The sequence below is a fragment of the Prevotella multiformis DSM 16608 genome (assembly GCF_000191065.1).
In the GTDB taxonomy this organism is placed as follows: domain Bacteria; phylum Bacteroidota; class Bacteroidia; order Bacteroidales; family Bacteroidaceae; genus Prevotella; species Prevotella multiformis.
Map to the genome: position 1 here is coordinate 1 of NZ_GL872283.1, position 19,279 is coordinate 19,279.

The following is a 19,279-nucleotide window of genomic DNA, read 5'->3' on the forward strand; positions in this document are numbered from 1 at the left end:
TATGGTGTTCTGACACTTACAAAAGGAAGCATCCTCAAGTGATAAGAAACATCAAGGCTGCACTGGACAAGCCTTTCATGACAGACAATGTGTGCCAGATCCTCTTCGACCTCAGTGGAATCCAAACAAAATATTATGTTCCGCAAAGAGATCTGCTGAGTCCGAAATACAAGATCAGGGACAGGATACTGGGGAACGGCGACAACTACGATAAAATTATGCGTTCCCATCAAAACAAATAAAAGACACCGTCTGCAGATTACAAGCAAGGAGCAGGACGCAGCAACAAAAATTCCATCCAACAAGCGGGGACTACCGACACACACCGGCAGCCCCCGCTCATCGTTCCTGCAAATACCGCTTGTGTGTGATGCTGAAATGGATCTGACGAAACGAAGTGCCGGGCCGTCAGGAAAGAGATGTTTCACACATGTAATCTCTCCTCCAAAAGACTTTCCCGTCCGGCATCCCGACCCGACCTGCTTATTGGGGAAGCCGCCACTCCAGCCCCGTGAGTTCCATCAGCTTGTTGAACGCAGGAGAATATCGCGCACCGGCATAGCCATGGTCGTACTCGTACCGGACGACCTTCCCCGGGCAGTAGACCGAGACACACAGTCCGCCCATGTCATAACAATAATCATCGGAAACCAACGAGTCTATGTCTTTCGAGGTATGGTCGACATACAGTGCCCTGACAAGTTCATTTATCTTCCAGGCCGTTACACCGCTGATCTGTACAGACACGATAGAGTCCTCATCCGACTCTTTAAGCGGGAGATACACTTCGTTCTTCACGACACGACGGTTCTTGTACACCATCCATCTTACCGTATGACGTACTTTCATCATTCCGGATGTAGGGGCAATCTCAATGGAATCGAAACCGGCGGCAGCACACCTGTCTGCTTTCTTCTGCTGCATGCCCGTGGAGCAGCTTGCCGCCAAAGCGGCGAACAGCCCCAATATACAAATTGATTTCATACTCATGTCTGTTCACTAATTTAAAAAGTAATGTTGCAAAGATAAACATTTAGGACTGTAAAGCCAAATAAAGTCCATAAAATATGAAGCGGCACCCGTGACGTAACCTATCCACTCCGTCCATTTCACTTACGAGGACGTTTACCCTCCGCCAGCACCGCAGGACTGACAACAGCCTCATCTTCCAAGAAAAATGCAATAGGGAACATTTCACTTTCTATGAACCAGCTTTACGGGAAAGTGCGGTTTCCAACAGTCCATTTAGCAGAAAAGTACAGGAACCAGAGAACCTGATACAGAAAAAGTGTAGTATACGGATCTCCATACTACAGAAAAAGTGTAGTATTTGCTTGCTTGTTTTACAGGAAAAGTGTATATTTTCCGCAGTATAAACATTAGAAAAGTGTATTCATGCTGTATAGAAAGATCGGGGAATTTATAAGCTCTCACCTTCAGACACCTGATGGAAAGATACTTCTGATAGATGGAGCACGACAAATCGGAAAGTCATATATCATCGACATATCGGCCAGAAGAAATTCAAGAATTACATCGAACTGAATATAGAAGAGGACAAGTTTGCAGCCAACAAGCACTACAATGTCCACCAGGCATTTGTTCTGTCCAATGAGCAGACCGTAAACACGCAGGATGGCATTACGTATATGCCTGTTTACTACATCATGTGCTTCAAAAAACAATAAGGAAGCGCATCATAAGCAGGACAGACTCCCTTGGTATCTCCTCTTAATAATATATAAGCACGGCACAGCAAGAAGAGCGCATGTCAAGCTGGCTCATGGCAGGCATCAGATCCTGCGCATTGGACAATTGACATACGCTCGTTTTACACAGCCGGATGTACTGCATCAGAATGTAAGGGTCAGGCCTACAGAGAGGGCCGTCTTCCCCTTATAGACAGGAGCATGGTCGGAGTTCTCGCCGAAAGTCTTGAACAGGTTCTGGCGAACCTGCACATACAGGCCGAACGTCTCACTGAAATTATAACGCACGCCGGCCTGCAGACCGCCCGTGCGCAGTCCGATGGATGCACCGGTATAGATGTCCATCACGGACGGCAGCTTCATCACCTCCGCCCAGTGGTAATCACCATGAAGACTGAAGTCGTAACCATCCAGGGCACCGTAATCATCATCGTCACGGTCCTTGAGAGGAATGACCGTTATCTGGCCGCCCAGCGACACGAAGTCGCTGATGGCATAATCACTTCCTGCCTCGAAGCCCGACTTGCCGCCGACATTGGCATAGCCGGCATAAACCTTTACGTCCCCATCACCGTCCCAAGCCTGTGCACATACGGAACGGGGCACGCAGAGCAGGCAGACTACCATGGCGAGCCACAGAAAGAGGCTGCCGTGTCTGAAAGAATTTTCCATTGTCGTCTTTTCCTTTTATCTAATTGTATACTTTGTGATGGCGAACACCTTACGCCTTTCACCTGTCTTCGAGTTCTTCACCACCTGTGTCCCATAGACAAGGAAGTTGTCTCCATACCAGTACTGCGAGTTGGAATAGCGCATTTTCTTGACATCCTCCTCATCATTTCCGGTCTCTATCATCTCCGACGTACGGTCCTGGATCACCTTGCCGTCAGCATTCCTGAAGAGTTTGGAAACCAGCCGGTTCTTGTCGGCAAAAAGCAGGTTCACATTGTTTCCCTTCATGCTTGCCGAGACAAAACGTTTCACATACATCGGCAATGTGCGCGGATCCATCGGGAAGCACTCGTCCCAGAGCAGATTGCCGGCCGCATTGAATTTCGCCAGGACAGCGTGCGTGTAGGCATATCCGGCAAAAGTCGACATGACCATATTGCCCACCATCGTGGTACGGTACACCGGATAATAAGCCTCACCGAGGTAGAAGTAATCCTTGCCGTCGGTCATGATGCGGTGCGAGGCCATCAGATAGTCCAATGCGTACTCCTTGCCGGCCTTCTCGGCCTTTGCTTTTCTGCGCTCTACCTTCGCCTGCTTGCGGCCGCTCATGTACTCGGTGAAATTCTTGAGATCAAGGAAATTGTAGAACTTGATGTTGTTGAACCGGTTGTTCTTCAGTTCAGAGAAGAAGATTCCTTCCGATCCCCCTTTCTTCACTTTCGAGTAGGTTCCCGTGACGAAGAACCTGCCGCCGGCCTTGGAGACAGAGGCAGAGACGATGCGCTCGGCAATATCTGCCGTCAGGTTGTCTGTCCCCAGCACCTTTCCCTGCTTGTCCACACGCACCAGCTGCACATCATCCCCGGTGCGCACCAAGGCATAGATGACATTGTCAATCACGGTGTTCTCAAGGATGAAAATGTCCTTGTCCTTCACTTTCGGGAAATGGATGTCGGCGAAATTACAGTGGCCGGTCTTCAGGTCAATGATGCCGATGCGGTCCGTCTTCTTCTGCGTCGAGCTGAATACGACCGATCCGTTTGTAATGACAAGGTTGCGCATCGATCCCTTGCGGGTGTACTCACCGTCCGTAACGTTGCACTTGCGTGTGGCGGCATTGAAGGCGACGACCATGAACGACCCGTCTTTCTCACGCAGCACCGTGTAGAGCACGCCGTTCTCAACCACATTGGAATAGTAGTACATTCCCTTGTCTATCAGCATCGAGTCGGCACCGACATACTTCATTGCCGTTGAATAATATGCGGTCTTGAAATACCGTTTCCCGTCCTTGGTGTCCTTGGCAAACGACTGTACGACCAGTCCTTTATCGCCGACAGGCAGCACCAGCTGGTCCTCATAGTCGGCCCGGTACGGAAACTCGATACGTCCCGCCACCTGTGCGGTCATACTCACCGACTGCGCAAACAGCGCAATCATACATAGCAGAAAAGTTCTCATTGCTTTACAGTTTTATTATTGGTTTATCAGTCGTAATATATGGGATGCCGATTCCCAACCGGCCGGGACTTGTGTTCCCGCCCGTTGGGAGTCACATTCCCAGCGGCTGGGAACCATGTTCCCAAGCAGCAGGGGATGTTGAAGACAATCCCTGACGAACAGGCCTTCCGGCTACGCCTGGAAGACGATTGTCAGACTTGCCCTGCTCTGGACAGGTCGGCCTTTCTGTTCGGCAGGCTTCCATTTCGGCATGGCGTTGGTCAGACGGACGGCCTGGTTCTTGTAGAACTCCGTACAGTTGTCCAGCACCCGCTTCTGTTTTGCGGCATCCATCTTCAGGAAATGCTTGCTTGTCCCCTGCACGTTCTCTACCCTGACGACACGTGCGCCGGTGACGGAGCCGTCCATCTCGACATTGAAGACGACGGTCATCTCAGCATGTACCTTCGAACGGATGGACTGGATAGTGTGGTGCTGCCGCTGGGCGAAATATCCGGCGACGGCCTCCTGTCCGCCGTCGAAACTGGGGAGTACGTCTGTTCTGCTTGTCTGCGGAGCTGGTGCGACGGTCTCCAGCTTTTCCTTCAGCTTGTTGATTTCCACCGTTCCCATGACAATCCGGCCGTCTGGGCCAACGAGATACATCGAGGGGATCCAGTCAATCTTGTACAAGCGGTCAATGACGGTTGCCTTCCTGAACTTCTTCAACTCGCTCACCTGTATCCAATGCATCTGATAGCGGTCCCAGTAGGTCTTCGCCCATGCGTCACGGTCGGTATCGAATGATATGCCGATGAACTGCACGCCATGGTCACGGAACTGCTCGTAGAGAGCCTTCATCGCCGGAATGTCACGCCGGCAGTCAGGACACCAGCTGGCCCAGAAGTCCAACACCACATAACTGCCGCGATACTGACTCAGCCGTATGTCCTTTCCGTCATACGTTTTCAACTTGAATTCCGGCGCAGGTGTGCCCGGTTTCAGCATATTCACGGCATACCTGGCATCCAGACCCGCTGCTTGCACGGTGTCTGTTGTCTGTGCAGAAGCCGTCGCTGCCGCCATGAAGAGCAGGCAGGCAGCCGCTAAGAATATTCTTTTCATAACTGTCCCTGTCTTTTTTTCTTTTTCTTCCACTCATCCGTCAGTGCCCAGCCTACTGAGACAAGACCTACGAACAAAGCTGCCAGTGAAGCATAGAGTAGTCCCATGTTATTTATCTCCTTCTTGATTGTTATTACTTGTCTGGAACAGGATAACGGCCAAAGCCATGAGCAATATAGATATGAACAGTGCAACAATGGAAGTCATCGGTGCGCCCAGTCCATCAAAAATAGACGTAAGAGCTACCGCCGTCATCAGGTACTTGGCTATATCCAACAGCCAGTCCCCAAGTTTTTCTTTCAGCTTGTCAGTCATGCTGCAAATATACAACCTTATTCTGAATACAGCAAACGGCTTATTGTATTTTTTCGATTGTCAGCGTCTGGTCACAGTAATCTACGACCGCCGGACGGTGGGTGATGAAGATCACCGTCCGGTCGTGCCGGGAAAGTATGTTCTGCAAAAGCTGGCGTTCCGTCTGCGGATCAAGGGCCGACGTAGCCTCGTCAAAGATCATGACACTGCGGTCACGCAGCAGCGAACGGGCAATGGCAATGCGCTGTGCCTGTCCTTCGCTGAGGCCGCCTCCCAGCTCCGAGCAGGGCGTATCGAGCCCTAAGGGGAGATGGAAGACGAAGTCGGCACAGCTCTTCTCGAGCACGGCGACCATCTCTTCTTCCGTGGCATCCACTTTCCCAAGCAGCAGGTTCTCACGGATCGTACCGCTGAGGAGCGTGTTGCCCTGCGGCACATAGACGAAGTTGGTACGCATGAGCGGCGTCAGCTCCATGTGTTCCTGTCCGTTGTAGATTTCCACCGACCCTTTCTTCGGCTTCAGCAAGGCGAGAAGCATACGCACAAGTGTGGTCTTGCCTGCACCCGTCTCGCCGAGAATGGCTGTGCAGGAACCGGGATAGAAGTCGAAGCTGAGGTCTTTCAGTATCTCCCGGTCGCCGTCGTGATAGCGGTAATCCACGTGCCTCAGACGGATTCCGCACGGCCCGTCCAACTCTATCGGCTCTCCCTGTACCTCCAAAGGATCTTCTTCCAGCTCCATCAACCGTTCGGCAGCAGTAAACACGGACACGAAAGCGGGCACCAGCTTCGTAAGCTGGCGGGCAGGACTCTGTATCTTGTTCACCAGCTGCAGGAAGGCCGTCATGCCGCCGAACGTCAGCGAGTGGAGCGACATACGGATGGCAGCCCACGTGAAGGCGACAAGATAGCCGAAGGCGAAGCCGAAGTTCAGGACGAGGTTGGAGAAGACCGAGAACTTCGTCCGGCGCACCACCCTGCTGCGGAGCTCGCGCTGTGTCCCCTCCAGCCTGCCCACGATCATCTCGTCGCTCTCGAGCGTCTTGATGAGCATCCGGTGCTGGATGGTCTCCTGGAGAACGCTCTGGACCTTCGAATCAGAGTCACGCACTTCTCGTGTCAGCCGCCTCATCTGGCGCACATAGACCTTGCTGATCAGGATGAACAGCGGTATCATGACGACGATGAGAATCGCCAGCCGCCAGTCCATCGACATCAGATAGAGAAACGCACCGAGGAACATCGCCAGCGTAGAGATCGAACTCGGTATGGTCTCAGTGAGGAAGTTCACCACATTGGCGACATCAAACTCCAGCCGGTTCAGCACGTCGCCACTGTGGTGACGCTCCTTCCCATGCCATTCCGAACGCAGGATACGGTCGAGCATACGCTGCTGCATACGGTTCTGCGCCTTGATGCCCAGCAGGTTCCGCACCCATACGGAAGCAATGTTCAAGGCGAAGTCGCAGAGAATCAAAGCTCCCATGACGGACACTGCCACATAGATACTGCCGTCGATGACATGAGACGCTACGTCGATGGCGTGCTGGACAGCCCCTACGGCAGCCAGCGAGACACCCACGCCAAGCAGGCCTATCAGTGCGTTCAGCACCGCCTGCTTACGGTTTCCGCGCCAGGCGATCCAGAGCCAGCGGAAGATTTCCCTGGCCGTATAGTGCGTTTCAGGAACCTGCAAGAGTCTTTTTATCCTGTTCATCATTGTTTTCTGTTTGTCTTTGTATCCAAGAGTGGAGAGGCTTGCGCAGCGTCCGGAGAGAGGCGGAAAGGCTTACCAGCCTCCGGAGAAGGGGAGACGGAATTGCTGTCCTCGCACAGACCGGCAGCCTCTTCCCGTCTTAAAGCCTGCGGGCATCCGCTCCCCACATCAGTTTCTCACGCAAGGTAGAGAAGAAACGCTGTCCGCTCCGCTTGACAATCCGGACTTTATGCGGAGCTTTCCTGATGGTCAGCGTCACGCCCTCCCGCAGCTTCTCCGACCTGCCGTCCACAGCCGCCAGGAAGTTATGGCTCCGGCTTTCCACTTCCAGCCGGATTTCACTGTCATCGCTGATGACGATCGGGCGGATGTTCAGACTGTGCGGCGCAACGGGTGTCATGCTCAGAATACCCGACTGGGGCACGATGATCGGACCGCCGACAGAGAGCGAGTAAGCTGTCGACCCTGTCGGCGTACTGATGACCAGTCCGTCGGCAAGATAGGTGACGAGGTATTCACCGTTGACACTTGCCCGGATGGAGATCATCGCCGCATTGTCACGTTTCAGAATGGCAATGTCGTTCAGCGCATAGGGACAGCCTTCCAACGGCCCGCCGTCTGCCTCCAGCTGGATGACGGCACGCTCTTCTATCTCGGCCTGTCCCGCAAACACCTCATCGAGTGTAGCCCGAATATCACCGGGATTCACATTGGCAAGGAAACCGAGCCGCCCCATGTTCACGCCGATGATCGGTATCTGCTTCGCACCTACCCTGCCCGCCGCCTTCAGGAACGTACCGTCGCCGCCCAGCGAGATGACGTAGTCGACATCAAAGTTTCCCCCTTCGAACACGCCGGCTATGGCGACAGCACCCTCCAGCTTCTGCCGCAGCCCGAGGTAGAGGCTCTGGTCCAGATAGATCTCCGCATCGTGACGGACCAGATATTCTAACATACCCCATATCCGGACAGACTCCAGGACCTTGGACGCATTCCCGAAAAGCGCAAAACGAAGTCTCCTTTTTATCATAAAACGTATCTTTTTAAATTCTTTTAGCCTGACAAACTCTACAAAACCATAGATATTTAGTACATTTGCAGCATACTTGCATCTGCAAAAGTAAATATTTTAATTGGATTTATTACTTAAAAACAAAACAAATATGGGTAAAGTGTACGAGTTTCTCGCCAACGGCTTCGAAGAGGTAGAGGCGTTGGCGCCGGTAGACATCCTGCGCCGCGGCGGCGTAGAAGTGAAGACGGTCAGCATCACGGGCAGCCGTCTTGTGGAGTCGTCACACGGCGTACCGGTCAAGGCCGACCTCCTCATAGAGGAATTGGGCAATGCCGACGACGCCGACCTGCTGCTGATACCGGGCGGCATGCCGGGGGCAAAGAACCTGAAAGACGACTCCCGGGTTGGGAAGATGCTCCTCCGCCAGTATGAAGACGGAAAGCGTATAGGAGCCATCTGCGCCGGCCCGATGGTGCTGGGGGTTCTGGACATCCTCAAAGGCAGACGTGCGACCTGCTATCCGGGTTTCGACAAATTCCTCACAGGGGCAGAATACACGAACGAGCTGTGTACCGTCGACGGAAACATAACGACCGGGAAAGGACCTGCCGCTTCTTTCCTCTATGGTCTCAGACTGCTCGAGCAGCTCACATCACCCGAGAAGGCCGACGAGATAAAGAAGGGGATGCTGCTCGACGAACTGACCGCCCTGCACTGAAAGACAACGGACAGCATGAAATACGTCATCATCGTCGCCGGCGGGAAGGGGCTGCGGATGGGGGCTGACATCCCCAAGCAGTTCCTGCCCGTCGGCGGGAAGCCTGTCCTGATGCACACCATCAGCCGCTTCCGCGCCTACGACAAGGACATGAACATCGTCCTCGTCCTGCCGAAAGAGCAGCAGGCCTACTGGCAGAAGCTGTGCGGGGAATATCACTTCGGTGAGGAATACCGGCTGGCTGACGGCGGTGCAAGCCGCTTCCTGTCGTGCAGAAACGGATTGTCGGCGATTCCCGACAATGCGGTAGGGCTCGTCGCCATCCACGACGGGGTACGCCCGTTCGTCTCCACAGAGACAATCGCCCGCTGTTTCGACACGGCAGAGAAGACGAATGCGGCGATTCCCGTACTCCCTGTGACCGACACCCTGCGCTATACCGGCGACGCACCGGGAGGAAGAAACGTGCAGCGCGGCGACTACAGAACGGTGCAGACACCGCAGGTGTTCGACATCCAGCTTGCCAAGAGGGCATACAGGCAGGACGAGAATCCGGCATTTACGGATGATGCCAGCGTCGTCGAGAGCCTCGGACATCCCGTCACCATGGTCGAAGGCAACCGTGAGAACATCAAGATCACCACGCCGTTCGACCTGCAGGTGGCAAAGACGCTCTTAGCTCTCAACACATCGTTTTCTTTTCGAAGGCATGATGACCGATGCTTGAAGCAATGTTTACCGGATGAGAACAACAAGCCGGCAGAGGCTTAAAGCAGAAGCCTATGAGTCAAAGACCAATGCGCCAAAGGAGATGCAGAATGCACGGCTGCAAAGCTTGGAAAAGCCCTTCTGGAGATTATCTTCATGGCAGATGGAGAATTATTTTCGTGAAGAAAAATGTTTCTCTTCATGGAAAGAAATGTTTTTCTTCATGGAAAGAATCCGAAGCAGACAGATAAATTCCCAAATGGGAAAGAGGGAGAGGCAAGGCAGTCCCACTCACACCGCATCATCCGAAGGCATAGACTTCAAGACACCCTTGACATATACCCACAATATATGAATGATGGCCTTCGAATCCTGAATTAGAAATGGACATACTATCGCAAGACATCATGTATCTGCAGGGCGTAGGCCCGAGAAAGAAAGAAATTCTGAGCAGGGAGCTTGGCATCCGTACCTACCGTGACCTGTTGGAATACTTCCCCTACAAATACGTCGACCGCACGAAAGTATATCTCATTTCAGAGCTTTCGCCGGACATGCCCTTCGTACAGATAAAAGGCAGGATCATCCGCTTCGAGGAGACTGAGACGGGGAAGCGCAGGAAACGGGTCATCGCCCACTTCACGGACGGACACGGTATCTGCGACCTCGTATGGTTCAACGGAACGAAGTACGTCTATCAGAACTACCAGCTCAACAGGGAGTATGTCGTTTTCGGAAAGCCAGGCGTCTTCAACGGCAGAATCCAGTTCTCCCATCCCGATATCGACGATGCCGCCCAGCTGCAGCTCAACGACATGGGGATGCAGCCTTTTTACATCACGACCGAGAAGATGAAGAAGGCCGGAATTACCTCCCGGGCCGTGGAGAAGCTGACGAAGACACTCATCGGCAAGCTCAGCGAGCCTCTGGAGGAGACGCTGCCGCCCTTCATCACGAGCCACCTGCACCTCATTTCCCGGGATGCTGCCCTGCGCAAGATCCATTATCCCAGGTCGGTCGACGACACCCAGCGTGCCCGTGTCCGCCTGAAGTTCGAGGAGCTTTTCTACGTGCAGCTCAACATCCTCCGCTATGCCAGCGACCACCGGCGCAAGTACCGGGGGTACATCTTCAACCGCATCGGAGCACAGTTCAACTGGTTCTACACCCACAACCTGCCCTTTGAACTCACCGGAGCACAGAAACGGGTGATGCACGAGATACGTGCCGACATGGCCGGCGGACGGCAGATGAACCGCCTGCTGCAGGGCGATGTGGGTTCGGGCAAGACGCTCGTCGCCCTGATGTCCATGCTCATCGCCATCGACAACGGTTACCAGGCGTGCATGATGGCACCTACGGAAATCCTTGCCGAACAGCACCTCCAGACCCTCAGGAACTTCCTGAAAGGGATGAACCTGCGCATAGAACTGCTGACAGGCATCATAAAAGGAAAGAGACGCCGGGAGGTACTCGACGGACTGATGGACGGCTCCATCCACATCGTCGTCGGCACACACGCCCTCCTCGAAGACAAAGTGCAGTTCCACCGCCTCGGCATGGCCGTCGTCGACGAACAGCACCGCTTCGGCGTGGCACAGCGTGCCAGGCTCTGGGGCAAAAGCGAGAATCCTCCGCACATCCTCGTCATGACGGCCACGCCCATCCCCCGGACGCTCGCCATGACCATCTACGGCGACCTCGACGTCTCCGTCATCGACGAACTGCCGCCGGGACGCAAACCGATACAGACCCTCCACAAGTACGACGACCAGATGCCGAGCCTCTACAACGGCATCCGACAGCAGATACACCTCGGACGGCAGGTGTACATCGTCTATCCGCTCATCAAGGAGAGCGAGCGGATGGATCTCAAGAACCTCGAAGACGGCTTTGCGGCTCTGTGCGACATCTTCCCCGAGTTCCGGCTCAGCAAGGTACACGGAAAGATGAAGGACAAGGAGAAAGAAGCGGAGATGCAGAAGTTCGTCAGCGGACAGACCCAGATTCTCGTTGCCACGACAGTGATAGAAGTGGGCGTGAACGTACCCAACGCCAGCGTGATGGTCATCCTCGACGCACAGCGGTTCGGTCTCTCCCAGCTCCACCAGCTGCGCGGACGCGTCGGACGCGGGGCCGACCAGAGTTACTGCATCCTCGTGACAAGCCACAGGCTGACGAAGGAGACCAGCAGGCGCATCGACATCATGTGCGAGACAAACGACGGCTTCGAAATTGCAGAAGCCGACCTCAAGCTGCGCGGACCCGGCGATCTGGAAGGGACACAGCAGAGCGGCATCGCCTTCGACCTAAAGATCGCCGACATCGCACGCGACGGACAGATCGTACAGATGGCGCGTGAGGAGGCGCAGAAGATCATCGATGACGACCCCGACTGCCGGAAAAGTGAATACAGTCTGCTTTGGAACAGGCTCAAAACGTTAAGAAAGACTAATATTGACTGGGCTTCCATCTCATAGCGGAAATTACCAGAAAACCGCCGGGAGACTATGGTTTAAAGGCTTGACATAAATCATCTGCGGGCAGGAAGAAGTGAGCCGTTTTGTTAAACAGCCTATAAAAACTGTTAAGCAGCAACTTTCCCTATATTTTTTCATTATCTTTGCAAAGTCTTTTGGTTCAAAGTTGTATGCCATTTTTCCGGCAAACAACCCTCCACCAATCGAAAGGGACATGAAAAACGGTCCCGTGCCGGCATGGCATCTGAGTTTAGAAATAAAACAACTTGATTATGACTTTCAGAAAGATAGTTAGAACTTTTGCACTTACATCTCTTTTAACCTTGACATCCCATTCTGCCAACGCACAAGACCTGCTCGCACGCCAGGCTCCTATCGACCGCCGTGCCAAAGCACTCGACACCATGGTCATCACCCGACTGCGTGAGGCGGAAGAAATCGAAGAACCCGCATCCGAACTCTATAACGACTGGAACAACAACTACGCACACCGCGGGGGCAACCTCCCGGACGTGTACAAGATAGACCTCCGCGGCTTCCACATGCCGACGCCGAGCCGTGTCATCACAAGTAACTTCGGCCGCCGCTGGGGCCGCCGCCACCAGGGACTGGACATCAAGGTCTATATCGGCGATACCATCCGGGCAGCCTTCTCAGGCAAGGTACGCGTCGTGAAATACGATGCCAACGGATACGGAAAGTACATCGTCATCCGCCACAACAACGGACTCGAGACCATCTACGGACACCTCTCCAAGCAGATTGTCTCACCCAACCAGACGGTACGTGCAGGCCAGCCCATCGGTCTGGGCGGCAACACGGGACGTTCCACCGGTTCGCACCTCCACTTCGAGACACGTCTGGCAGGTGTCGCCCTGAACCCGGCACTGTTCTTCGACTTCGCCCATCAGGACGTTACCGGCGACTACTATGTGTTCCGCCGCAGCACCGTGGCACAGGAGTCTGACCGGGCGACAGCAGCGCGCGGTACCTCGTCAAGCCTCGGTTATTCCCGTGAGAACATCCAGGGAAGGGGCAACCGCAGCTACAGCCAACGGCAGGAAAAGACCTACAACACCGATTTCTCCAGCCACACGCCACGGACAGAGGCCGCAGCAGAGGGCAGCCAGATCACTTACCACAAGGTGGTCAACGGCGAGACACTGGAGACGATCGCACGGCAGCACGGCATCAGCCTCGAGCAGCTCTGCCGCCAGAACCACCTGGGGAAATTCACCAAGGTGGTGGGAGGACAGCTGCTTGCCATCGGCAAGTAAACAAGACAGAACATGAATACGGACAGCTCCGGCAGGCATCAACCTGTCGGAGCTGTCTGCTTTCCGCTCCACACGGACGACAGCAGGAACGCTCCTGATGCACGGAGACGAGAACCCTTCACCGGCAAGACCGTCCCATACCAGCAGACAGACAGGAGGACGGCCGGACTTCCTCGCAGAAACGGCAGAAGTGCGGACAGCAGACGACCTTGACGCCGTTGACAACGGCCAGGACGTTTCCCTCTTCCGCGGTCCTCCTGTCTCCGGGACTACCCCCGCTCTGCCCTAAAGAAAGAACCATAGAAAAAGGGTACACAAGGACCCCCGCAAGGAGAACCCGTGTACCCTGTACTCTATGTCAGTTTAAATACCCGCGTTTATTTCGAACGCCACAGCCCATGGAGGTTGCAGTACTCACGTGCATAGACCTCTGTGGCATCGGTCCTGAACTCTGCTACCGGCCGGTCTGTCGGCTCCAGATACTTGCGGAGCACTTCGTTCTTATCGGTAATCAGCTCTATCCAGAGAATGGAATGCGCCTCCGTCATGGGATGCTCCACCTCGCCGACTGTGACACGGTAGCCGCCGTCAATCTTCTCAACGACCGGCACATGCTTCTCGGTAGCTGCATCTGTGGTATTCTCCTTCAGCTGCTTCATGCCGTCCAACCCACACTCACCGCCTGCAAGAACTTCAACGATGCTGCCACTCTCTGCACACTTATATAATTCGTTTCTTTTTACCATAATAAATTATTTCTTAATGTCCGGGTGCAAAGGTAAGGGGTTTTTCTGAAAGAAGCAAGCCCCGAACTTGAAATTATTACAGTTTTTACATTGTTTAAGGATCGGATGAGTCCTGCCCCGCTTCTATCCGGCAGACGGAGAAACTGCTGCCGGCGCACACGTCCGGGACAGAGCGCCCGTCCCGGATGACAGGAACACGTCGGGAGGAGAACAGGCCGGACGAATGTCCGCAGCCGTCCCTGACCCGAGGACAAAGGGACAGAGCCGGCTTTCCCGGCATTACCACTGTCCGGCCAGCATCTTACATCCAAGACCGCCAACAGCCCTTTGCAATATGTGTGACCGGAACAGGAAAGAATCCGTCTATCCGCCTTCTGTCGATGCGACGGTGCCCGACACCGACCGTGCCGGCGGTGGACACCTGCCGTGCTGAACGCACACACGCATACAACATGCCGTCGGCACGGGAACCGCCTGCCGTCGAAGAAACATTGCACAAGCCAAAGCCAGACGATCGGATCTGATGAATGAGGACATTTTTCCTGGAACAACGAGGGTTTGTCGGGCGGAGGGGGGCTGCGCATAGAAATCTATACCGTTCAAGTTTTATCCGTCTGCAATATTTCAGAATATAAAACTGCTTTTATCCTAAAATTTGTACCTTTGCCAACAGATATGAACAGACGGATACTTTTCACATTTGCGGTGTTGCCGTTTTTCACGATGGGGGCAGCTGCGCAGGACCATATCAATCCCGAGGACCGGACGGTGGATATGGATTCTCCCACGTTCGTGCCCATGGTCCACATCGGCAAGGCGAAAGTGGGGACAGACAGTATCCAGTATGTGCGGACGAGCAATGTCTATGTCTTCCCCCCGCTGGAGTTCAAGAACAAATCGCAGGAGATGGCTTATTACAGGCTGGTCTACAACATCAAGAAAGTGCTGCCGATAGCCAAGGAGTGCCATCAGATCATCCTGGAGACCGGAGCCTATCTTGAGACCATCCCGTCGAAAAAAGAACGGTCCGAGCACATGAAGCGGGTGGAGAAAGAGATATGGAACACCTATAAACCCCGTATGAAGAAGCTGAGCTTCTCGCAGGGAAAGCTCCTCATCAAACTCATTGACCGGGAATGCAACTCCACCTCCTACGAACTTGTCCAGGCCTTCCTCGGTCCGGTCCGCGCCGGTTTCTACCAGGCTTTCGCCTGGGCTTTCGGCAGCAGTCTGAAGAAGCGGTACGACCCCAAGGGTGCCGACAGGCTGGTAGAACGCATCGTCCTGCAGGTCGAGGCTGGACAGCTGTGAGGGGACCGTCGCATACACCTAAACCAGAATCCTTATGAAACGAACATTCCTCTTACTACTGCTTGCCTGCTGCCTGCAGACCGTACGGGCACAAGGCGTGAAACCAGCACACGTGTCCGTCTATCCGGTTCCGGCTGATCTCCCTGAAATCATTTCAGCGGTCAGCGAGAAGCTGCTGCCGGTGCAGGGAAAAATCACGGAGACACCGCTCATGGAGCTTCTTACGCATGAACTGTATATTCCCGGTTCCGATCCGGCCGGCCCGACACACCCCACCTGTCCGCCGTCTCCGTCGGATGATGAGGAAAGTGACGCGGAAGATACGGCTTCCTGGGAGGACGACATGGATTCCGTTGTCGTGGACTCCGCTGCCTACGACACGGAGGGAAAGGACAAAGGGGTTTCTACGGTTTTCATCGTCAACAGAACCGACTCGGCGAAGGTGGAAGCTCTGCTGGCACTTGCCCGTGAGAAAGACTTCTATGACGCTTCGCGCTACCGGTACTTTTTCCAGCTGGACGGCCTCAGCAACACACAGCTGTATCTTTATATAGCTGACATGAAAAGCCCCTATGCCATCCCCTCTGTCCAGTACACGGATGTCTGGTCGGAGGATGCCCGGAAAAACAGTGATGACAATCCCTGGCTGTTCTCCCTGAATATGAACCGGACGTCAAGGGATGCCTTCGCCCTGCTCAGTCACCGCAGAATAAGCGACGTGGCGGCCATCTTCGTGGATGACGAGCCTGTTGCCATCCCGCGTCCCATCCCCGAAGAACATTACGACGGAAGCCTGCTGCTCGTCTGCAATCCGGCGGATGCGAAGCGCAGCCGCCTTTACGACCGTCTGAAGGCTGGTGCCGCCCACGTGCCGGAACCCGCCCCCCTGTTCCGCCCGCAGTATGTTGCCGGCGACACGCTGACCTATCGGGTCACATGGCCGAAACCGTATGAAGAGAACAGTCTTGACCATATGTTCCGGCTTGTGCCGCTGCTGTCAACTGACAGTCTCTGCCGTCTGGAGTTGATTGCCGATACCGTTCTCTCCTCCAGCAAGGAAGACCTGGAGTTCCATGGATTCAGGATTCCGATAGGAGAATTCCGTCAGCTGCTGCGCCGCAATCACTTCGTCATCGTGTATAAACCGGCATCGAACGATACGGGCATAGAACTGAAGGACAAGGAACGGTTTGCGAAAGAGCTGATGAAAATGTTGATGCGCCAGGCTCCGGCATGGAAGAAAGCACACCGGAGAGAGTCGGGCGATACCGCAGAAGAGGTGGCCATGGTGATGACATTCTATATCGTAAACAGAGTTGATCTATGGGATTTCTATCCTTCCATGCCTGAACTGCAGATGATGACCACCTTCAACAACCGCTTTTCAGCAGGGCAGACATCAGGAGAATACTTTTTCGACAGATTTGAAGGCGTGGTGAATTACCATATTGCACACACCGGACAGGGGACCGTGATTTCCCTCCGGTCGGAGAAAGACTGGTTCTATCCGACGAGGAATTTCATGGAAGTCCATGTTGATACAAAGGGGCTTATAGAAAAAATCGAGTATCACAGCCTCATGGAAGACACGGACAACGGATATACGATAGAACGGATAAGATAAGGAAAAACGCCGGTACTCTCAGCGAGCACCGGCGTTATCAGTATGTTTAACTAAGAAATCTTTTCCAAATGAAAGGAAACCTCACGGCCGCCTTTATCATCCCAGATCAATCGTTAAACTTTTACCTTAATAAAATAACTAAAAACCTAAATCTATTACTACTAACCTAAACAATCTATTAACCTTTTGACGATGCAAAGGTAGAGAGATTTCTGTCTTCACACAACTTTTCACCGGAGAAATCCCTGAACACCGCATCATTCTTGACGCAAATCAACTCATTGTGTACGCAAACAACCAATATTTTGTTACTTTTCTTGTCTGTTTATCGCTTTTCTTGTAACTTTGCTGCAAACGATACGCCAATGAGAATACTGATAGTAAATACCAGTGAGAAGACAGGCGGGGCGGCCGTTGCCGCCAACCGGCTCAAGGATGCGCTGAACAACAACGGCGTGAAGGCGAAGATGCTGGTGCGCGACAAGCTGACGGACGACATCACCGTGGTCAGTCTCGGCCACGAATGGCAGAACCAGCGGCACCTGCTCTGGGAACGGTTCTGCGTGTTCTGCCACCTGCACTTCTCACGGGAACACCTCTTCGAGATAGACATCGCCAACGCAGGGAGCGACATCACGAAGCTGAGGGAGTTCAAGGAGGCCGACATCATACATCTCTCCTGGATCAACCAGGGCATGCTCTCCCTGAAGAACATCCGCAAGATCCTGTGCTCGGGCAAGCCGGTGGTGTGGACGATGCACGACCTCTGGCCGGCAGCCGGCATCTGCCATTATGCCCACGGCTGCTGCCGCTACGAGAACGGATGCGGCAACTGCCCGCTGCTGCCCGGCGGCGGCAGCCCGCACGACCTGTCGGCAAAGGTGTGGAAACGCAAGAAGGAAATGCTCAGTCACGGCAACATCTGGTTCGTCACCTGCAGCCAGTGGCTCTCCCGGCAGGCGAAACGGAGCGGACTCCTGCGCGGCATCAGCGTCAGGGACATCCCCAACCCGATCGACAGTCACTTCTTCCAGCCACAGGACAAGCAGGCGGCCCGGAAGCGGCTGCACCTCCCCGACGACAGACGCCTCGTGCTCTTCGTCTCACAGCGTGTGACGGACCAGCGCAAGGGAATGGACTATTTCGTGGAGGCGGTCGCCCGGATGGCGGAAGAGCATCCGGAGATGAAAGGACATACCGGCATCGCCATCCTCGGCGGACACGCCGAGGAACTGGAGGGGAAACTGGCACTGCCGGTCTATCCCATCGGCTACGTGAGCGACCAGCAGCGCATCCGGGACGTCTACAATGCCGCTGATGTATTCGTCCTTCCGTCGCTCGAAGACAACCTTCCCAATACCATCATGGAGGCAATGGCGTGCGGGGTACCGTGCGTGGGCTTCGCAGTCGGGGGCATACCCGAAATGATCGACCACAGGAAGAACGGCTACGTGGCGGCGGAACGTGATGCCGCCGACCTGGCAAAAGGCATCCGCTGGGTGCTGGACGAGGCCGACTATAAGGCTCTCTCAGAAGCGGCCGCGGCGAAAGTGCTGCACAGCTATTCGCAGCGGAGCGTTGCCAGACAGTACCTGGAAGTGTATAACGAGGCGATGGCCTATAAGAATTTCTGTCTATGATCACATTCTCTGTTGTCACGATAACCTACAATGCGGCTCCGGTGCTGCAGGCGACACTCGACAGCGTACTCATGCAGGACTATCCTCATGTAGAGCATCTCATCATTGACGGAGCCTCGACGGATGAAACGGTGCAGGTTGCCGAAAGCTATCGGCAGCAGTCTGCCGAAACCGACAACGAACATGTAGTGCGCATCCAGAGCGAACCGGACAACGGGCTCTACGATGCGATGAACAAGGGACTGCGGCTGGCGACAGGCGACTATGTCGTCTTCCTGAACGCCGGCGACCGCTTCCCTGCCGCCGACACGCTCGACCGCGTGGTGCTGGCCGCCGTGGTGGGCGACGGCGAAGAGCGTCCTGCCGTCCTCTTCGGCGATACGGACATCATCGACGAGAAGGGCAACTTCCTCTGCCATCGCCGGCTCAGTCCGCCCGAACGCCTCACCTGGCGTTCCTTCCGCTACGGCATGCTGGTGTGCCATCAGGCGTTCTACGCCCGCACGGACATCGCCCGGTCGCTGCCGTATGACACCGGCTACCGCTATTCAGCAGACGTGGACTGGTGCATCCGGGTGATGAAAGAGGGAGAACGGCGCGGACTGCTGCTGCGCAACATCCATGCCGTCGTGGCCGATTACGTGCAGGAGGGACAGACGACCCTCCATCACAAGGAGTCGCTCCGGGAGCGTTTCGATGTGATGCGGCGGCATTACGGACTTCTCCAGACCGTGTTCCTCCATGCCTGGTTTGCCCTCCGGAGTCTTGTCAGATAGGAC

At 54.5% G+C, this 19,279-nt stretch carries 17 protein-coding genes and 1 pseudogene; 10 read left to right on the forward strand and 8 right to left on the reverse strand.

The genetic code is table 11. The annotated features are described in order from the left end of the window. A pseudogene (locus HMPREF9141_RS05410) lies at positions 1 to 242 on the forward strand (phosphoethanolamine transferase); the annotation flags it as partial. 241 nt (positions 243 to 483) lie between these two features. Here HMPREF9141_RS05410 and HMPREF9141_RS05415 read toward each other — a convergent pair. The 7 genes from HMPREF9141_RS05415 to HMPREF9141_RS05450 all read right to left on the reverse strand — a co-directional run bounded on the left by HMPREF9141_RS05415 (position 484) and on the right by HMPREF9141_RS05450 (position 8,011). After that, entirely contained in the window at positions 484 to 984 is a 501-nt protein-coding gene (locus HMPREF9141_RS05415; protein ID WP_040554558.1) for a hypothetical protein, read from the reverse strand. A gap of 869 nt (positions 985 to 1,853) precedes the next feature. Next, positions 1,854 to 2,381, reverse strand: a complete 528-nt coding sequence (locus HMPREF9141_RS05425) for a DUF6646 family protein (RefSeq protein WP_007367547.1) — start codon at positions 2,379 to 2,381, stop codon at positions 1,854 to 1,856. Positions 2,382 to 2,396: 15 nt separating this feature from the next. Then, the gene (locus HMPREF9141_RS05430; protein WP_040554559.1) at positions 2,397 to 3,845 is read right to left on the reverse strand and encodes a hypothetical protein; all 1,449 of its coding nucleotides are present in this window, start codon (positions 3,843 to 3,845) and stop codon (positions 2,397 to 2,399) included. Positions 3,846 to 4,016: 171 nt separating this feature from the next. Further along, on the reverse strand, positions 4,017 to 4,949 hold the full coding sequence (locus HMPREF9141_RS05435; RefSeq protein WP_040554904.1) for a redoxin domain-containing protein: 933 nt from the start codon (positions 4,947 to 4,949) through the stop codon (positions 4,017 to 4,019). 108 nt (positions 4,950 to 5,057) lie between these two features. Then, on the reverse strand, positions 5,058 to 5,264 hold the full coding sequence (locus HMPREF9141_RS05440; protein WP_007367550.1) for a DUF6722 family protein: 207 nt from the start codon (positions 5,262 to 5,264) through the stop codon (positions 5,058 to 5,060). A gap of 40 nt (positions 5,265 to 5,304) precedes the next feature. Next, on the reverse strand, positions 5,305 to 6,984 hold the full coding sequence (locus HMPREF9141_RS05445; protein ID WP_007367551.1) for an ABC transporter ATP-binding protein: 1,680 nt from the start codon (positions 6,982 to 6,984) through the stop codon (positions 5,305 to 5,307). Positions 6,985 to 7,120: 136 nt separating this feature from the next. Next, complete coding sequence (locus tag HMPREF9141_RS05450; protein WP_007367553.1) at positions 7,121 to 8,011, reverse strand: NAD kinase; 891 nt, start codon at positions 8,009 to 8,011, stop codon at positions 7,121 to 7,123. Positions 8,012 to 8,144: 133 nt separating this feature from the next. Here HMPREF9141_RS05450 and HMPREF9141_RS05455 point away from each other — a divergent pair, with 133 nt between their 5' ends. The 5 genes from HMPREF9141_RS05455 (at position 8,145) to HMPREF9141_RS05475 (ending at position 13,179) form a co-directional block, all read left to right on the forward strand. Beyond that, a complete protein-coding gene (locus tag HMPREF9141_RS05455; RefSeq protein WP_007367554.1) occupies positions 8,145 to 8,714 on the forward strand; it encodes a DJ-1 family glyoxalase III in 570 nt (189 codons plus the stop codon). Between the two features lie 15 nt (positions 8,715 to 8,729). Then, positions 8,730 to 9,485 (forward strand): 2-C-methyl-D-erythritol 4-phosphate cytidylyltransferase, encoded by a 756-nt coding sequence (locus tag HMPREF9141_RS05460; protein WP_007367555.1) that lies wholly within the window; start codon positions 8,730 to 8,732, stop codon positions 9,483 to 9,485. Continuing rightward, a complete protein-coding gene (locus HMPREF9141_RS05465) occupies positions 9,457 to 9,777 on the forward strand; it encodes a hypothetical protein (RefSeq protein WP_257009575.1) in 321 nt (106 codons plus the stop codon). Before HMPREF9141_RS05460 ends, HMPREF9141_RS05465 begins: the two co-directional genes overlap by 29 nt. A 28-nt stretch (positions 9,778 to 9,805) precedes the next feature. Then, complete coding sequence (recG, locus tag HMPREF9141_RS05470; protein ID WP_007367557.1) at positions 9,806 to 11,902, forward strand: ATP-dependent DNA helicase RecG; 2,097 nt, start codon at positions 9,806 to 9,808, stop codon at positions 11,900 to 11,902. A gap of 272 nt (positions 11,903 to 12,174) precedes the next feature. Further along, complete coding sequence (locus tag HMPREF9141_RS05475; RefSeq protein WP_007367559.1) at positions 12,175 to 13,179, forward strand: peptidoglycan DD-metalloendopeptidase family protein; 1,005 nt, start codon at positions 12,175 to 12,177, stop codon at positions 13,177 to 13,179. A 377-nt stretch (positions 13,180 to 13,556) separates the two neighbouring features. Here the strand turns inward: HMPREF9141_RS05475 and HMPREF9141_RS05485 are convergent, their stop codons facing one another. Next, positions 13,557 to 13,925, reverse strand: a complete 369-nt coding sequence (locus HMPREF9141_RS05485; protein ID WP_007367561.1) for a desulfoferrodoxin family protein — start codon at positions 13,923 to 13,925, stop codon at positions 13,557 to 13,559. 675 nt (positions 13,926 to 14,600) lie between these two features. Here HMPREF9141_RS05485 and HMPREF9141_RS05490 point away from each other — a divergent pair. The 4 genes from HMPREF9141_RS05490 to HMPREF9141_RS05505 all read left to right on the forward strand — a co-directional run bounded on the left by HMPREF9141_RS05490 (position 14,601) and on the right by HMPREF9141_RS05505 (position 19,276). Beyond that, the gene (locus HMPREF9141_RS05490) at positions 14,601 to 15,236 is read left to right on the forward strand and encodes a DUF4294 domain-containing protein (protein WP_007367563.1); all 636 of its coding nucleotides are present in this window, start codon (positions 14,601 to 14,603) and stop codon (positions 15,234 to 15,236) included. A 34-nt stretch (positions 15,237 to 15,270) separates the two neighbouring features. Continuing rightward, positions 15,271 to 16,860 (forward strand): hypothetical protein, encoded by a 1,590-nt coding sequence (locus HMPREF9141_RS05495; protein ID WP_007367564.1) that lies wholly within the window; start codon positions 15,271 to 15,273, stop codon positions 16,858 to 16,860. A 365-nt stretch (positions 16,861 to 17,225) separates the two neighbouring features. Continuing rightward, the gene (locus HMPREF9141_RS05500; protein ID WP_007367565.1) at positions 17,226 to 18,500 is read left to right on the forward strand and encodes a glycosyltransferase family 4 protein; all 1,275 of its coding nucleotides are present in this window, start codon (positions 17,226 to 17,228) and stop codon (positions 18,498 to 18,500) included. Next, entirely contained in the window at positions 18,497 to 19,276 is a 780-nt protein-coding gene (locus tag HMPREF9141_RS05505) for a glycosyltransferase family 2 protein (RefSeq protein ID WP_007367566.1), read from the forward strand. The genes HMPREF9141_RS05500 and HMPREF9141_RS05505 overlap by 4 nt, the downstream gene beginning before the upstream one ends. Positions 19,277 to 19,279 lie beyond the last annotated feature (3 nt).

What these genes read in the sequence shown, in the direction of transcription:
- HMPREF9141_RS05500 (WP_007367565.1), top strand. Translation starts at nt 17,226, where the DNA reads ATGAGAATACTGATAGTAAATACCAGTGAGAAGACAGGCGGGGCGGCC.
- HMPREF9141_RS05460 (WP_007367555.1), top strand. Translation starts at nt 8,730, where the DNA reads ATGAAATACGTCATCATCGTCGCCGGCGGGAAGGGGCTGCGGATGGGG.
- HMPREF9141_RS05495 (WP_007367564.1), top strand. Translation starts at nt 15,271, where the DNA reads ATGAAACGAACATTCCTCTTACTACTGCTTGCCTGCTGCCTGCAGACC.
- recG (WP_007367557.1), top strand. Translation starts at nt 9,806, where the DNA reads ATGGACATACTATCGCAAGACATCATGTATCTGCAGGGCGTAGGCCCG.
- HMPREF9141_RS05440 (WP_007367550.1), bottom strand. Translation starts at nt 5,264, where the DNA reads ATGACTGACAAGCTGAAAGAAAAACTTGGGGACTGGCTGTTGGATATA.
- HMPREF9141_RS05465 (WP_257009575.1), top strand. Translation starts at nt 9,457, where the DNA reads ATGAGAACAACAAGCCGGCAGAGGCTTAAAGCAGAAGCCTATGAGTCA.
- HMPREF9141_RS05455 (WP_007367554.1), top strand. Translation starts at nt 8,145, where the DNA reads ATGGGTAAAGTGTACGAGTTTCTCGCCAACGGCTTCGAAGAGGTAGAG.
- HMPREF9141_RS05415 (WP_040554558.1), bottom strand. Translation starts at nt 984, where the DNA reads ATGAAATCAATTTGTATATTGGGGCTGTTCGCCGCTTTGGCGGCAAGC.
- HMPREF9141_RS05430 (WP_040554559.1), bottom strand. Translation starts at nt 3,845, where the DNA reads ATGAGAACTTTTCTGCTATGTATGATTGCGCTGTTTGCGCAGTCGGTG.
- HMPREF9141_RS05425 (WP_007367547.1), bottom strand. Translation starts at nt 2,381, where the DNA reads ATGGAAAATTCTTTCAGACACGGCAGCCTCTTTCTGTGGCTCGCCATG.
- HMPREF9141_RS05485 (WP_007367561.1), bottom strand. Translation starts at nt 13,925, where the DNA reads ATGGTAAAAAGAAACGAATTATATAAGTGTGCAGAGAGTGGCAGCATC.
- HMPREF9141_RS05475 (WP_007367559.1), top strand. Translation starts at nt 12,175, where the DNA reads ATGACTTTCAGAAAGATAGTTAGAACTTTTGCACTTACATCTCTTTTA.
- HMPREF9141_RS05450 (WP_007367553.1), bottom strand. Translation starts at nt 8,011, where the DNA reads ATGATAAAAAGGAGACTTCGTTTTGCGCTTTTCGGGAATGCGTCCAAG.
- HMPREF9141_RS05490 (WP_007367563.1), top strand. Translation starts at nt 14,601, where the DNA reads ATGAACAGACGGATACTTTTCACATTTGCGGTGTTGCCGTTTTTCACG.
- HMPREF9141_RS05435 (WP_040554904.1), bottom strand. Translation starts at nt 4,949, where the DNA reads ATGAAAAGAATATTCTTAGCGGCTGCCTGCCTGCTCTTCATGGCGGCA.
- HMPREF9141_RS05445 (WP_007367551.1), bottom strand. Translation starts at nt 6,984, where the DNA reads ATGATGAACAGGATAAAAAGACTCTTGCAGGTTCCTGAAACGCACTAT.
- HMPREF9141_RS05505 (WP_007367566.1), top strand. Translation starts at nt 18,497, where the DNA reads ATGATCACATTCTCTGTTGTCACGATAACCTACAATGCGGCTCCGGTG.